This window comes from Pontibacter oryzae (genome assembly GCF_003576375.1).
GTDB classification, from domain to species: Bacteria; Bacteroidota; Bacteroidia; order Cytophagales; family Hymenobacteraceae; genus Pontibacter; species Pontibacter oryzae.
Genome location: NZ_QWGE01000001.1, coordinates 665,914 through 681,228, shown reverse-complemented (window position 1 = coordinate 681,228; position 15,315 = coordinate 665,914). Strand labels below are relative to the sequence as shown.

11 protein-coding genes and 1 pseudogene are annotated in these 15,315 nt (G+C 44.4%); 10 read left to right on the top strand and 2 right to left on the bottom strand.

Annotation, left to right across the window (positions count from 1 at the left end):
- Window positions 1-122: 122 nt before the first annotated feature.
- On the bottom strand, window positions 123-1,145 hold the full coding sequence (lpxD, locus tag D1627_RS02770) for a UDP-3-O-(3-hydroxymyristoyl)glucosamine N-acyltransferase (RefSeq protein ID WP_119430670.1): 1,023 nt from the start codon (window positions 1,143-1,145) through the stop codon (window positions 123-125).
- Window positions 1,146-1,530: 385 nt separating this feature from the next.
- Window positions 1,531-2,760, bottom strand: a complete 1,230-nt coding sequence (locus D1627_RS02765) for an HD domain-containing protein (protein ID WP_119430669.1) — start codon at window positions 2,758-2,760, stop codon at window positions 1,531-1,533.
- 303 nt (window positions 2,761-3,063) lie between these two features.
- Between D1627_RS02765 and porX the strand changes: the two genes are divergently transcribed.
- The 10 genes and pseudogenes from porX to D1627_RS02715 all read left to right on the top strand — a co-directional run bounded on the left by porX (window position 3,064) and on the right by D1627_RS02715 (window position 15,302).
- Window positions 3,064-4,623 carry a T9SS response regulator signal transducer PorX gene (gene porX / locus D1627_RS02760; protein WP_119430668.1) on the top strand — a complete coding sequence of 520 codons (1,560 nt, stop codon included), beginning with the start codon at window positions 3,064-3,066 and terminating at the stop codon, window positions 4,621-4,623.
- Window positions 4,616-5,068, top strand: a complete 453-nt coding sequence (gene tsaE / locus D1627_RS02755) for a tRNA (adenosine(37)-N6)-threonylcarbamoyltransferase complex ATPase subunit type 1 TsaE (RefSeq protein ID WP_233555486.1) — start codon at window positions 4,616-4,618, stop codon at window positions 5,066-5,068. The genes porX and tsaE overlap by 8 nt, the downstream gene beginning before the upstream one ends.
- A 478-nt stretch (window positions 5,069-5,546) precedes the next feature.
- On the top strand, window positions 5,547-6,773 hold the full coding sequence (locus D1627_RS02750; protein ID WP_119430667.1) for an alanine dehydrogenase: 1,227 nt from the start codon (window positions 5,547-5,549) through the stop codon (window positions 6,771-6,773).
- Window positions 6,774-7,193: 420 nt separating this feature from the next.
- Complete coding sequence (locus D1627_RS02745) at window positions 7,194-8,492, top strand: nucleotide sugar dehydrogenase (RefSeq protein ID WP_119430666.1); 1,299 nt, start codon at window positions 7,194-7,196, stop codon at window positions 8,490-8,492.
- A 45-nt stretch (window positions 8,493-8,537) separates the two neighbouring features.
- The gene (gene rfbA / locus D1627_RS02740) at window positions 8,538-9,398 is read left to right on the top strand and encodes a glucose-1-phosphate thymidylyltransferase RfbA (protein WP_119430665.1); all 861 of its coding nucleotides are present in this window, start codon (window positions 8,538-8,540) and stop codon (window positions 9,396-9,398) included.
- 11 nt (window positions 9,399-9,409) lie between these two features.
- Window positions 9,410-10,852, top strand: coding sequence for a lipopolysaccharide biosynthesis protein (locus tag D1627_RS02735; RefSeq protein WP_119430664.1), 1,443 nt, complete (start codon window positions 9,410-9,412; stop codon window positions 10,850-10,852).
- Between the two features lie 162 nt (window positions 10,853-11,014).
- Window positions 11,015-11,731: pseudogene (locus D1627_RS02730) on the top strand (IS5 family transposase).
- A gap of 70 nt (window positions 11,732-11,801) precedes the next feature.
- The gene (locus D1627_RS02725; protein WP_119430663.1) at window positions 11,802-13,232 is read left to right on the top strand and encodes an NDP-hexose 2,3-dehydratase family protein; all 1,431 of its coding nucleotides are present in this window, start codon (window positions 11,802-11,804) and stop codon (window positions 13,230-13,232) included.
- Between the two features lie 7 nt (window positions 13,233-13,239).
- Window positions 13,240-14,220: a Gfo/Idh/MocA family protein gene (locus D1627_RS02720; protein WP_119430662.1), complete on the top strand. Its 981-nt coding sequence runs from the start codon at window positions 13,240-13,242 to the stop codon at window positions 14,218-14,220.
- Window positions 14,217-15,302: a DegT/DnrJ/EryC1/StrS family aminotransferase gene (locus D1627_RS02715; RefSeq protein WP_119430661.1), complete on the top strand. Its 1,086-nt coding sequence runs from the start codon at window positions 14,217-14,219 to the stop codon at window positions 15,300-15,302. The genes D1627_RS02720 and D1627_RS02715 overlap by 4 nt, the downstream gene beginning before the upstream one ends.
- The last annotated feature ends 13 nt before the right edge of the window (window positions 15,303-15,315 follow it).

The following is a 15,315-nucleotide window of genomic DNA, read 5'->3' as shown; positions in this document are numbered from 1 at the left end:
CTGGGTGCCGGGCCATGCTTCAGAAAGCATTTGCCCATTGCCCTGCAAACTTAAGGTTTTATATAGGCTATTGCCAATTTTTATGGATTAAACTGGCAAAGCTTTTTAGGTAACGCGTTGATTTATACTTTCCCCTTCAGTAATTCCAGGTCGCGCTGTAGCTCTGGCAGCTTACGGAACACCGTCATGGCGCGCAGGTTTTGCTTGTAGTCAAAGGCAGGCGATCCCTGTATGATCAATCCTTCCTGTTTCACCGATTTAGAGACACCTGATTGTGCGCCAATAGTAGTTTTATTGGCAATGGAAATATGGCCAACAATACCAACCTGGCCTGCAATTACGCAATTGTCGCCAACTTTTGTTGAGCCTGAAATGCCTGACTGCGAAGCGATAACCGTATGCTGGCCTACTTCCACGTTATGGGCAATCTGTACAAGGTTATCAATTTTAGAGCCTTTACGGATAATGGTGGAGCCCATGGTGGCGCAATCTATGGCGGTATTAGCCCCGATGGATATATTGTCCTCCAGCACTACATTTCCGATTTGCGGCACGGCCTTGTAGCTTCCGTCTGGCTGAGGTGCCCAGCCAAAACCGTCGCTGCCAATTACGGCGCCGGAATGTATGGTGCAGTTGCTGCCCACCACGGTATTTGCGTATAGTTTTACTCCTGCAAAAATGGTGGTATTATCACCGATCTGCACGTTATCGCCGATGTATGCCTGTGGGAAAATACGCACGTTTTCACCGATCTTGCAGTTGTTGCCGATATAGGAAAAAGCGCCGCGGTAGTGATTCTCGCCAATCTGGCTGCCCTGGCCTATGAAGCAAGGCTCCTCCACCCCGGTTTTAGAGGCTAGCAAGGCGGTTTGGTAATAGTGCAGCAGCGTGGAGAAACTAGAGTATGGGTCCTCTACACGAATGAGCGTAGCATGTACCGCACCCTTAAGTTTCAGTTGTTCCGAAACGATAATAGCGCTCGCATTGGTGCTATAAAGGTGTGCTTCATACTTTGGATTTGACAAGAAAGCCAAGGCACCTTGCTGTGCTTCCTCAATTTTGGCTAAAGTTCTGACCTTGACAGAATTATCTCCCTCTACCTTGCCCTGCAGCAGGTCAGCTATCTGTTGAACAGTAAATTCCATTTTGTAAAATTAGAGCAAAAACTCAAAAACGCTAACGCTTTGGGGGTGCAAACTTAACAAAAACTTAGCGGCCAGCACATGCTGCATTAGAATATAGTTTAGTAAGGGGAGGGAATTTGAGGGCAGAAATGTCTTGTATTCAGGATAAGATTGCTTTCTGCAGTTTTTCAGTAAGGCAACATATTATTTACCCGCGTTGCTTTTTGAGTAGTTAAATCAACCGGGGGCAGGATTTTTACCTTGCTTTCTAATACTTGCTTATTTCATCTTTTTGTGAGCGAAATAAGTAGCAAGCAAGCCTAATGCTTTGGTGTTGCTTTAAATCAAACAAGCCTGGCAAGTAAACTTGCCAGGCTTGTTTGATAAAGTATAAAACCGGTACTGCTTAATGCGCCACTTCTTTAGGATAGCAGACGAAGTGCTTTTCTACTTTATGGCTCAGGCCCCGGATGTTTGGCAGGTCGGAGGCTTCTGCCACATCTACCACATAACCGGTTTTGGTGAGCATGTTTATAGTCTGGCCTTCCACATCGTACGCGTTGTTGCTGATCTTACCAGAGATCATCAGGTATTTTACGTCTTCTTCCGAGACTTTATACTTCTCCTGCACCAACTCACTTATGCCAAGCAGCATTTCCTGCTCTATAGGTTTGTTGGAAAGGTATACTTTAAAGAGTTTGCGGCTCAGGATGCTTTGCGCCAAGTAAGAAAGTATAAAGTCCGGGTGGGTGGCCCACTCCTTAATACCGCCCCAAATATCGTGGTCGTCCAAAGCTACGAAGCGTTCAAGTATACTTTTGTCGCGCTTAAAGTCTTCCATGGTCAGGTCTGAGGACAGGAAGAAGCGCAGGTTTGCGCTTGCCGGCACGTTTACGCCGCGCTGCATCAGCTCGCGGGCACGTTGCACCACGCGCAGCACCATGTGCTCGGCACTGATTACGGTTTTGTGCAGGTATACTTGCCAGTACATCAGGCGGCGGCTCACCAGGAAATTCTCTATACTATAAATGGCCTTTTCCTCTACCACCAGCTTATCGTTGGCTATGTCCAGCATCTTTATGATGCGGTCAGCGCCAATCTTGCCTTCATACACGCCGGTGTAAAAGCTATCGCGGTTGAGGTAGTCCAGGCGGTCCACATCCAGCTGGCTCGATACCAACTCATGAAAGAAGCGCCGGTGGTACTTGTTTTGAAAAATATCGATGGCCAGGCTCAGCTTTCCGTTGAATTGCTCGTTGAGTAAGTGCATGATGTGCATCGAGAGGTGCTCGTGGTGCACATTCTTAAAGATGGCAGTTTCCAGGGCATGCGAAAACGGACCATGGCCCACATCGTGCAGCAGAATGGCGATAAGTGAGGCCTCGTATTCAGTATCGTTAATTTCGTTATTTTTACTGCGCAGGGTATTCAGAGCCGTATCCATGAGGTGCATGGCGCCCAGGGCATGGTGAAAACGGGTGTGAAGCGCCCCAGGGTAAACCATATCCGTGAGGCCAAGCTGCTTAATGCGGCGCAGGCGCTGAAAGTATGGATGCTCTATAATATCGAACGTGAGCTCGGTCGGAGCCGTGATAAAACCGTATACCGGGTCGTTGAAAAGCTTCTTTTTATTCACAGAAAGATATTGGGTAGTATGTAATGCAAAAGTAATGCTTCTAACGCAGCTTTGTAAGCGTAGTTTATTAGCGTTATGTCTAGAAGAGCTATACTTTTTGCAAACTGCCCTCAAGGGGGCAGTTATTAGATCAAACTGCTTTGCGGCAGAACCGACTACTTTAGCCAGCCAGCCAGGTGCAAGGCAATTAATAACTACTTTTGGTTGTTATGGTTTAATATAGGGTGTTGCTATTCGTTTTTTAAACAAGCAAGCGCTGTAACCAGTTAACATTTTTAGCCATACTTACACAAGTATAAAACTATGCAAAGATACAATATTTTATGGGCCGATGATGAGATCGACCTGCTCAAACCGCACATCCTTTTTCTAGAGGATCGCGGGTATGATATTACCCCAGTAAACAGTGGTGCCGATGCTATTGAAGAGTTCCGTGACCGCAGTTTTGATATCGTTTTCCTGGACGAGAACATGCCCGGCATCAGCGGCCTGGAAACCCTGAACGAGCTGAAAACCATACGCCCCGCCGTGCCCGTGATCATGATCACCAAAAGCGAGGAAGAGCACATTATGGAAGAGGCTATCGGTTCCAAGATCACTGATTACCTGATTAAGCCGCTTAACCCGAACCAGATTCTGCTTTCGGTTAAAAAAGTGCTGGAGAACAAGCGCCTCGTAAGCGAGAAAACCAACATGAGCTACCAGCGCGATTTCCGGCAGCTGGGCATGGCTTTTGGCGAGCGCCTGAGCCAGCACGAGTGGGCAGATATCTACAAAAAGCTGGTGTACTGGGAGCTGGAGATCGACGAGACGGAGAATAAAAGTATGGCCGACGTGATTAACATGCAGAAGGATGAGGCTAACTCAAACTTCGCTAAGTTTATCATGGATAATTACGAAGACTGGATGGATGGCGATGAGGAAGCTCCCCTGATGTCGCACCAACTGTTTAAAAAACGCGTGTTCCCTTTAATGAAGGAGACCGAACGCCCTGTATACTTCCTGCTGATAGACAACCTGCGCTATGACCAATGGAAGGTGCTGGAGCCGCTGATCTCAGAATACTTCACTGTGGATTCCGAGGAGATGTTCTATTCCATACTTCCGACCACCACGGCCTATGCCCGTAACGCCATTTTCTCGGGTATGCTGCCTACCGAAATTCAGAAAAAATACCCGAACATGTGGGTAGGCGATGACGAGGAGGAAGGTAAAAACCTGCATGAAGCCGATTTTCTGGACATTCAGTTCCAGCAGAACCGCGTAACGGATAAGCATAGCTACCATAAAATTACCAATGTGCAGGCTGGCCGCGATTTGCTCAGCAAATTCAGTAACCTGGATAACAACAAGCTGAATGTGATCGTGTATAACTTCGTGGATATGCTCTCGCATGCACGCACCGACAGCAACATGGTGCGCGAACTGGCTCCGGACGAGTCGGCGTACCGCTCTATCACCAAATCCTGGTTCCTGCACTCGCCACTGTTCGATACGCTGAAGGCCATTGCAGATAAAAAAGGCAAGCTGATCATCACCACAGACCACGGCACCATCCGGGTAAAAAGGCCGTTCAAGATCATCGGCGATAGAAACACGAACACCAACCTGCGCTACAAGCACGGTAAAAACCTGGGTTATACCGACAAAGATGTGTTTACAGTGCGCAAGCCGGAGAGATTTTTCTTGCCTAAAGCCAACGTTTCCACTACGTTTGTATTCGCGATAGAGGATTACTTCTTCGCGTACCCGAATAACTATAACTATTACGTAAACTACTACAAGGATACCTTCCAGCACGGGGGCGTGTCGTTGGAGGAGATGATTATACCTTACATAACGCTTTCACCGAAGAATGTATAACACTGGTGTTGTAAGAGCAGAAATCAAGATGTCGTCGTTGGAAGATCTTCCAGCGGCGGCTTCTGTGCTTATAGAGGAAGCCAAATCGGAGCCGATAATTCTGTTTGAAGGCCCGATGGGTGCAGGCAAAACCACGCTGATCAAAGAACTATGCCGCCAACTGGGTGTGCAAGAGAACGTGAGCAGCCCTACCTTTGCCCTTGTAAATGAGTACGAAGGCGCTGCCGGGAAACTAATTTACCATTTCGATTTTTATAGAATCAACGATGAGCGGGAAGCGCTGGATATCGGGGCTCCTGAATATTTTGAGTCCGGAAACCTCTGCCTGATCGAGTGGCCATCCATGATCCCAAACCTGCTGCCGGAGCGCTACCTGCTTGTGCAGCTGGATGTGGACGACGAAGGAAAGGAGAGAAGGTTGGAAGTTAGAGAGGTTGGGAGGTAGAGAGTTTTGGAGTTAGAAAGTTAGAAGGTTGTGAGGTTAGAAAGTTGTTTTTGCTTTTACGCTACTGCGAGCTTGCAGCTCGTGCTGTTGAAGTATAAAGTATAAGTATGAACTCTTTTGCTAGTGCGAGATTGTAGCTCGTACCGCTATATGATAGATATAAGTACAAGCATGTTTGTAGGGACAGGTCGCGACCTGTCCGCGCGGGAACGGTTGCTTTGAGGCGAATACTTAAACTGCTGCTAGTACGCGCTTGAAGTATAAGTATAATTGGTATAAGCTGCTTTTGCTGGTGCGAGCTTGTAGCTCGTACCACTGCATAATAATAAGTACGAGCTACAAGCTCGCACCAGCGTGGGGTAATTACTATAATGGGGTATTGCTGGAGTTTATCTATGAAAACAAGTGCTAACCTCCAGTCCTCTGAACGGGGCTGTATCCAAGATAAGGCAAAAATAAAGCTATTAACAAATAAAGTATGACGGAGAAGTTTGCCGTAGAGTTAGGGAAGTTGGCCACCAGCCAGGCGCTGTACCCAAAAGAGTCGATGATGGCCGTGGAGGAGAGGCGCCGCAGCTTGTTTGTAGGTATCCCGAAGGAGAATTCTTTCCAGGAAAACCGTGTAGGCCTTACGCCTGACTCCGTTAAACAGCTAACCGACCAGGGACACCGCTTCCATATCGAAGCAGGAGCCGGCAGCCACTCCAAGTATTCCGACAACGAGTACTCCGAAGCTGGCGCTAAAATCGTATACTCCACCGAGGAAGTATACGAAGCCGATATCATACTTAAAATAGCACCGCCAACCTACGACGAGATCGAGTACCTGCGCCCCGGCCAAACCCTTATCTCTGCCGTGCACTTCGGCAACCTCACCTCCGACTACATCAACGCCCTGCTCCGCAAGAAAATAAATGCCATCTCATTCGAGCTGATCCGGGATAAATCGGATGCCAAACCCGTAGTGCGCGCCATGAGCGAGATTGCCGGCAGCACCGTGATGATGGTGGCCGCCGAGTACCTGAGCAGCAGCAACGAAGGAAAAGGAATCATACTTGGAGGTATTACTGGCGTAGCCCCAACCAAGGTAGTTATACTTGGTGCAGGCTCTGTTGCCGAATTCGCTACCCGCGCTGCTTTGGGCCTGGGCGCAGAAGTACGGGTCTTTGACAACCATATATACAAGCTTCGTCGACTGAAGCACAACGTAAACGCCCAGATTTTTACCTCTACCCTGGATAAAGCCATCATGTACAATGAGATAAAGCAGGCGGATGTGGTGATTGGGGCTTTTGTGGCTGACGAAGGGCAGATCACCTGCGTGGTGGAAGAAAGCGTAGTGGCCCAGATGAACCCCGGTTCTATCATCATCGACGTGTGTATCGATCAGGGCGGCTGCTTTGAAACCTCCGAGATTACCTCACACTCACGCCCGATCTATCGCAAATATGATGTGATCCATTACTGCGTACCGAATATACCTTCCCGCGTTCCGCGTACGGCCACGCAGGCGCTTTCCAATATCTTTACGCCAATCTTCACCGAGTTTTCCAAGTATGGCGGCATCAACGAGGTGCTCTTCATGAACGACCACTACCGCAGCGGTGTCTACATCTACAAAGGCAGCCTCACCAACGCCCATATCGCCAAGAAGTTTGGTATGCGTTACAAAGAGCTGGGTCTGATGATCGCGGTGCGGAATTAGGGTAGTCGCATAACATTACATTTTTAAGGAGCCGCTATTACCAGCGGCTCTTTGTTTTTTGTAGTAACTGAGGTCTTGAATTTCTTAAATAAATCAGTGCTCAAGAAAATTATTTTTCCAGTTTTATCCGCCTGGCTTTCAGAAGAATTATCTCCTGTCAAAAATCCTAACTAGTGCATCTGTAGCAAATCAAGCTCCTTTATTTAAAAACCCTAGTAGCAGAAGAGCCGTATAAGCGTGCTTGCTCATTGCAGCTGTAATAGCTTTTTGCCAGTTAAGTAAATGTTAAGACCTAGAAAATTTGCACCAAAAACCTGTTAAAGTCGGGGGATAAAGGTAAATTTGCTTTTGGCGGATAGCGTAATTGCTTAAAATGAGTTAATGCTAACCTTCTAAAATCAACTATCAGTAAAGCTCTTTATGCTAGCAGAAATACAAAATGCCAAGATTGCGGTCATCGGACTTGGTTACGTTGGTCTTCCCCTTGCGGTAGAATTCGCAAAGCAGTTTAAAACATTCGGATTTGATATTAACCAGCAACGTATAGCTGGCTTAAAGGCGGGACACGATAGTACCTTAGAAGTCTCGGACCAACTGCTGGCCGAGGTGCTTACTCAGGATTGCTCTGCAGATAAAGGGCTGGTTGTAACGAATCAGTTGGAGCAGATCGGAACGTGTAATTTCTACATTATTACAGTCCCAACACCAGTAGACAAGCATAATCGCCCTGATTTGACCCCACTTTTCAAAGCCAGCGAAACTGTAGGCAAGGTGCTGAAAAAAGGCGATATAGTAATCTATGAATCAACGGTGTATCCTGGTGTAACAGAAGATGAATGCGTTCCAGTGCTAGAAAGAGTGTCCGGCTTAACATTCAATGAAGATTTTTATGCTGGTTATTCTCCCGAACGCATCAATCCTGGCGATAAGGAACACACAGTTGCTAAAATTTTGAAAATTACCTCAGGCTCTACGCCAGAGGCTGCAGATAAGGTAGATGCGTTGTACAATTCGGTAATCACAGCCGGGACACATAAGGCTACATCTATTAAAGTAGCGGAAGCTGCGAAGGTTATAGAAAATGCCCAGCGCGATATTAACATTGCCTTTGTAAACGAACTGGCTAAGATCTTCAATCGACTGGGCATTGATACGGATGATGTGCTACAAGCCGCCGGTACTAAGTGGAATTTCCTGAAGTTTAAACCCGGCCTGGTAGGAGGGCACTGCATTGGTGTTGACCCTTATTACCTGGCCCAGAAGGCGCAGGAAGTTGGCTATCACCCGGAAATTATACTTGCTGGTAGAAGGCTTAACGATGGCATGGGAGCGTATGTAGCCCATGAAGTAGTGAAGCTGATGGTGAAAAAGGATATCCCGGTTAAGAATGCGAATGTGCTTATCCTTGGCATCACTTTTAAAGAAAACTGCCCGGATGTGCGCAATACGAAAGTAGTAGATATCTTGGCCACACTTAAGGATTACAATATGAACCTTTCTATTTATGACCCTTGGGCGACACCTGAAGAAGTGAAGCATGAATATGGATGGGATTCTTCTACCACCCTTGATGAAACTACTACTTATGATGCCGTTATTCTGGCAGTATCGCATAAGGAGTTTGAGAAGCTGGATTTGACTAAGCTTTGTAAGCCGAATGCTGTGGTTTATGATGTGAAGGGAGTTTTGCCGAAGGAGTTGGCAGATGCGAGGTTGTAAGAACCATACTTCTCTGTCCAGTTTACCAACTAAAGTGTAGATTACATGAAAGGAGTCATACTTGCCGGCGGCTCCGGCACCCGGCTGCACCCGCTTACGCTGGCCGTGAGCAAGCAGCTGATGCCGGTTTACGACAAGCCGATGATCTACTACCCGCTTTCCACGCTCATGCTGGCGGGCATCCGCGAGATCCTGATCATCTCCACGCCCCACGACCTGCCTATGTTTGAGCGCCTGCTGGGCGACGGCAGCCAGATCGGCTGCAAGTTCAGCTACAAGGTGCAGGAAGTGCCTAATGGGTTGGCGCAGGCCTTCGTGATCGGGGAGGAGTTCATAGGAGACGACAAGGTAGCGCTGGTGCTGGGCGATAACATTTTCTACGGAGCAGGTATGAGTAAGCTGCTGCAGGCTAACGCAGACCCGGACGGCGGCGTGATCTACGCCTACCACGTGCACGACCCTGAGCGCTACGGCGTGGTGGAGTTTGATGAGCAAATGAAGGCCATCTCGATAGAGGAGAAGCCCCGGGAGCCGAAGAGCAGCTACGCGGTGCCCGGTTTATACTTCTATGACAACGAAGTGGTAGAGATTGCCAAGAACCTGAAACCCAGCCCGCGCGGCGAGTACGAGATCACGGACGTGAACAAGGAGTACCTGAAACGGGGCAAGCTGCAGGTGGGCGTGCTCAACCGCGGCACCGCCTGGCTCGACACGGGCACCATCCAGTCCCTGATGCAGGCGGCTACCTTTGTGCAGGTGATCGAGGAGCGGCAGGGCCTCAAGATTGGGTGCATCGAGGAAGTGGCCTGGCGCATGGGCTTTATAAATGAAGAGCAGCTGCGCAAAGTGGCTGATCCGCTGCGCAAGAGCGGCTACGGCGAGTATTTATTAAGACTTTTGGGATAAAATAATAATAAGTGAGTTTAAGTCAAAAAACAATATCAGGCCTTTTCTGGACGTTCTGCCAGCAATTTGGAGTACAAGCGATTAATTTCATTGTCTCCATCGTGTTAGCAAGATTACTTATGCCAGAAGATTTTGGTCTAATAGGTATGTTGTCTATTTTTATTAGTTTGGGGGGGACCCTTGTGGATAGTGGATTAACTTCTTCATTGATTAGAACTGTAAATCCAGATCAACGTGACTTTTCTACTGTGTTCTTCATAAATTTAGCTGCAAGTATCGTCATCTATATTATCTTATTTTTTTGTGCTCCCTTGATAGCTGATTTTTACAATAAGAGTATTCTTATTGATATGATTAGGGTATATTCCTTGACTTTTATCATTAATGCTTTTGTAAGTGTTCAAGGAATTCGATTGTCAAAAGAAATGAACTTTAAACTATTAATGACAATTCGAATACCATCAATTATCGGAGGAGGAATTTTAGGAGTTGTATTAGCTTTTAATGGGTTTGGAGTATGGAGTTTAGTTTATATGAATCTCTTCCAGTCATTATTATCAGCAGTTCAATTATGGTTACGAAGTGGCTGGCGCCCAAGTATCTTATTTGATAAGGAGAGATATATAACACATTTTAATTTCGGTTACAAATTAACACTTTCAGGTATTCTGGAGGTTATTTATATTAACGTTTATAATATAATTATTGGTAAATATTTCTCTGCTGCACAACTTGGCTTCTACACCAGAGCACAATCTCTCAAACAATTACCTGTCGACAATATATCCAAGGCCTTAAATAAGGTTACATATCCATTGTTTTCATCAATCCAGGATAATGATGCTAAATTAAAAATGGCATATCAGAAATTAATGCTTCAGGTGATATTTTGGATTGCTCCTATATTGGTGCTTTTAGCAATTATTGCTGAGCCGCTCTTCCGTTTCCTTATTGGAGAGAAATGGCTTCCAGCTGTTCCATACTTTCAAATTCTCTGCGCAGTAGGTATTATGTATCCACTTAATTCCTATAATTTAAACATTTTGAAAGTAAAAGGTAGGAGTGATGTTTTCTTAAAATTAGAAATCATAAAAAAAGTTATCATTACGATAGGTATAGTCTGTGCTGTACCATTTGGAATTTATGGACTATTATACTTCCAATTAATTTTTTCATTTATCGCTTTTTTTATAAATACATGGTATAGTGGTAGAATGATAAACTATTATGTAGGGGAGCAACTGAAAGATATTTTACCTGAAATATTATTAGCTTTAATAGTTGGTGTAGTCATTTGGACTGTAGATAATCATTATTTCAAACCTAATGTTTCAATTGATGTAATCAGAATTTCTATAGTAGGAATATTGTACTTTGGTATTTATTTAAGTATTAGCTATTTATCTAAAATGCCAGCTACTGTAGATTTTAAAAAACTTGTTTTAAAAAGATGATACTAGCTACAAAATCAATTTTAACCCCAGTAGAGGGGCATGAAACTTACTGACTAGTAGCTATCTCAAAAATAGGAATTAGGTTTTAGATTCTCTTGTTAGTTGCTCATGGAGCTAACAAATGAGCAATGAGAAAGGATACAGGATCTGATTCCGGATCCTATGAAACGAGCTGACGGGCGCGGCAGACCGGCCAGAAACAAGCGTCAGGTGCTGGAAGGCGTGTTGTGGATCTTGCGTACCGGTGCCCCCTGGAAGGACTTACCCGCCCGGTTTCCGCCTTACCAGACCTGCCACCGCAGGTTTCAGCAGTGGCAACAGCAGGGCGTGATGCGGCACTTGGTGGAGGCCTTGGCAAAGGATTTGATGGAGAGAGGCGGTGTGGATTTGAGCGAATGTTTTATTGATGGCTCCTTCTGCATGGCCAAAAAAGGGGGGCTTTTGTTGGCAAGACTAAACGCGGTAAAGGCACCGAACTCATGGCAGTCACGGACGCTGCAGGTCTTGTTTTATCTGTCTCAATCCACTCCGCCTCTCCTCACGAAGTAGGGCTGGTGGAGCAGGTGCTGGAAGAGCGCTTTATCAAGCCCATGCCCCAGAGACTGATCGGTGACAGAGACTATGACTCAGACCAGCTGGATGAGAAGCTAAAGGAGAAGGGCGTGGAGCTGATTGCCCCGCACCGAAAAAACAGAGTCAGAAAAAAGACGCAGGATGGCCGAAAGCTCAGGCGCTACCGCAAAAGATGGAAGGTGGAGCGCTTCTTTGCCTGGCTCTTCAACTTTCGAAGAACATTGGTCAGGCATGAGTATAAAGCTGAAAAACTACTTGGCCTTCGTACTGCTGGCCTGCATGAAAATCATGTTAAGGTATTTTTGAGATAGCTTCTAATAACCCTATAGTAAAGTTAAATAACAGAAGGTAAGATGTATCTAAAATAACCCTATTAATGAAAAAGCATAACTTAAATATAAAATTCATTCAAAGTGCTTTATCTGTAAAGAACCCATTCAATGATGTAATTCAGGTAAGAGAATGGGTTAAAGAACAAAACTTAAAGGTGTTAGTCAGTGTTCAGAAAATCACATTCGACCAGCTGGAGCAGTGGCATTTCGCAGAGAATGGTAGATGCCTGCAACACGATAGCGGTAAGTTCTTCTCTATTGACGGCATCAAAGTTCAAACGAATTGGGGAGGCGTAAGTGAATGGGAGCAACCTATAATCAATCAACCTGAAATAGGATATTTAGGTTTTGTAACAAAAGAATTTGATGGTGTCCTGCACTTTTTGCTGCAGGCAAAAATAGAGCCTGGTAATGTGAATAATGTACAGTTATCACCTACGCTGCAGGCAACAAAGAGCAATTATACCCAAGTACACAAAGGTAAGGCACCGGCTTATTTAGACTTATTTGTAAACGCCAAGCCAGAACAAGTACTTCTCGACCAGCTTCAGTCTGAGCAGGGGGCCAGATTCTTGAAAAAAAGGAACAGAAACATCGTTATTAAGGTGGATCATGATATTCCACTTTATGACAACTTTATTTGGCTCACACTGGCGCAAATAAAGCTATTAATGGTAGAGGATAACCTGGTGAACATGGATACTAGAACTATAATATCAGGAATACCTTATGGTGATTTAGATGAAGATATTGTAGACTTTTATAATGATACAAATCCCTCTATGAAAGAAAACAGGATCGCCTCTAAGCTATTAAAGTCCACACTGGTGCAGGATAAAGCACTACATACTTTCGACGATATCATTAAGTTTATTACAAAACAGAAAAGTTTCTTAGAACTGCATGTTGAAAAAGTTCCACTATCATCAATGAGTGAGTGGAAAATTGAAGCCGACAGCATCAGGCATGTTGATGATAAATATTTCAAAGTGATTGCTACAAAAGTTCAGATCGAAAACCGAGAGGTGGTAAGTTGGTGCCAACCCATGGTGGAACCTGCACAGGAAGGTATATGTGCATTTGTATGCAAGGAAATAGACGGTGTGCTACATTTTGCAGTGCAAACTAAGTTAGAAGCTGGAAATTTCGACATCATTGAATTTGCTCCAACTGTTCAATGCCTAACAGGTAACTACAGGATATCGGGTATAGAAAGCCTTCCTTTTCTAGCTTATGTATTAGATGCAAAGCCTGAACAAATTATTTTTGACACTATCCAATCAGAGGAGGGGGGGCGATTTTATAGAGAGCAGAACAGAAATATGCTTGTACTAGCAGGTGACGATGTGGGGATGGAGCTTCCAGAAAATTATATCTGGATGACGCTAAACCAACTGCAAACCTTCATTAAGTTTAATAATTACGTAAACATCCAGGCCCGCAGCTTGATCGCAGCTGTTTCTTTTATGAATTGAAAATTAAATGAAAGAAAAGAAAATAAGGATAGGCGTTCTCAGTACAGCTAACATTGCAGTAAGATCAATTATTCCTGCAATCTTAGATTTACCGGATCAATTTGAGATGGTAGGTATCGCAAGCAGGTCCCTACAAAAATCTGAAGAAATTTCGAAATTATTCAACACAAGAGCTTTCAGTGATTATGATGCTATCCTTAAGCCTGAGTTGCTTGATGCAATTTATATCCCGCTGCCCAATTCTATGCACTATGAATGGGTGAAAAAGGCATTGGAAGTAAATGTTCATGTACTTGTCGAAAAATCGCTGGGATGTAATTTGCAAGAAGTACAGGAGTTAAATGAATTAGCTGAATCAAAAGGTTTAGTGTTACTAGAGAATTTTCAGTTTCGCTTTCACAGCCAGTTAGAATTTATTAAAGAATTAGTAGAATCAGGTAGAATTGGTGCTCTACGTTGCTTGAGAAGCTCTTTTGGTTTTCCTCCGTTTGCGGATAAAGATAATATCCGGTATCAGGCTGAACTTGGGGGTGGTGCATTGTTAGATGCTGCAGCTTATCCGACGAAGATAGCTCAGCTCTTTTTAGGAGAAGATCTGGATGTGGCTGCTTCTAACTTGAATTATGAAGCAGAGTCATCCGTTGATATATGGGGAGGGGCTTATCTGAAGCAGAAGAATGGAAAACAGTTTGCTGAGATAGCTTTCGGGTTTGACCATTTTTACCAGTGTAACATTGAACTATGGGGTAGCGAAGGCAAGATTTATACTAATCGAATTTTTACAGCTCCTCCTGGATATAAACCAGAAGTGATTATAGAAACGAAGCAGGGTAAAGAAAAGATTGTATTGGAGCCAGACCACCACTTTAAGAAAATGCTGTTGTATTTTTCACATTCAATGCAACCTGCAGAGATTAAATCTTTTGAATATAAAAGCAACATCAATCAAGCAAGACTATTAGAACAAATCAAAACTAAGGCTAAATGAGTGATAATAAAATATTTGTGACGCAACCGTCACTTGCACCGTTAGAGGAGTATGTAGAAATCTTGAAAGGAGTGTGGGAGAGAGGGATATTAACACACAATGGGCCTTTGGTTCAACAGTTAGAAAAGGATTTAGAGTCAAAGTTAAATCTTGATTATATGACTGTGGTTTCAAATGGCACAATTGCTATTCAAATGGCAATTAAAGCTTTGGAGCTGAAAGGAGAAATTATTACGACACCATTTACATGGGTGGCAACAGTAAGTGCTATAAAATGGGAAGATTGCACCCCTGTGTTTTGTGATATTGATCCAGATACACTAAATATTGATCCGGCTAAAATTGAGGCTCTGATTACGGATAAGACGGTGGCAATTATGCCCGTTCACGTGTTCGGTAACCCCTGTGATGTAGAGACGATAGCTGCCATAGCTCAAAAGCATAATCTTAAAGTAATCTATGATGCAGCACACGCTATTGGTTCCTCATATGAAGGCAGAAGCTTATTAAACTATGGTGATATATCGGCTACTAGCTTACATGCTACAAAGCTTTTGAACACAGCTGAGGGAGGAGGATGTATTACTACTAATGCTGCACTTGATGCTAAACTCAAAAGAATTAGATTCTTTGGCCACGATGAGAACAAAGACGTTGTGGAAGATGGTTTCAACGGAAAGCTAACAGAAGTGCACGCTGCTCTAGGTCTTGCCAATCTTAAATATTACGATGAAGTATTAGAAGATAGAAAGAAAAAGTACCAGTATTATAGAGAGCTGTTAAATTGCATAGAAGGAGTACAGTTTCAGGATGTAAAAGTTGGAGAAACTAACTATTCCTATTTTCCTATCATTTTTGAGAGCGAGGAGCAACTCTTAAAAGTTGAGAAGGCACTAAATACATCTGACATTTTCCCACGTAGGTACTTTTATCCTTCTATCAATACTTATACCAAGGTGGTGGCATACCAAGCATGCCCTGTGTCGGAAGATATATCAAAGCGTATCCTATGTCTTCCACTATTTTTAAATCTAGAAAAAGAGGAGCAGGAGAAAATTTGTAAAATAATCAGTAGCTTATAAAGGCGGTATCTTC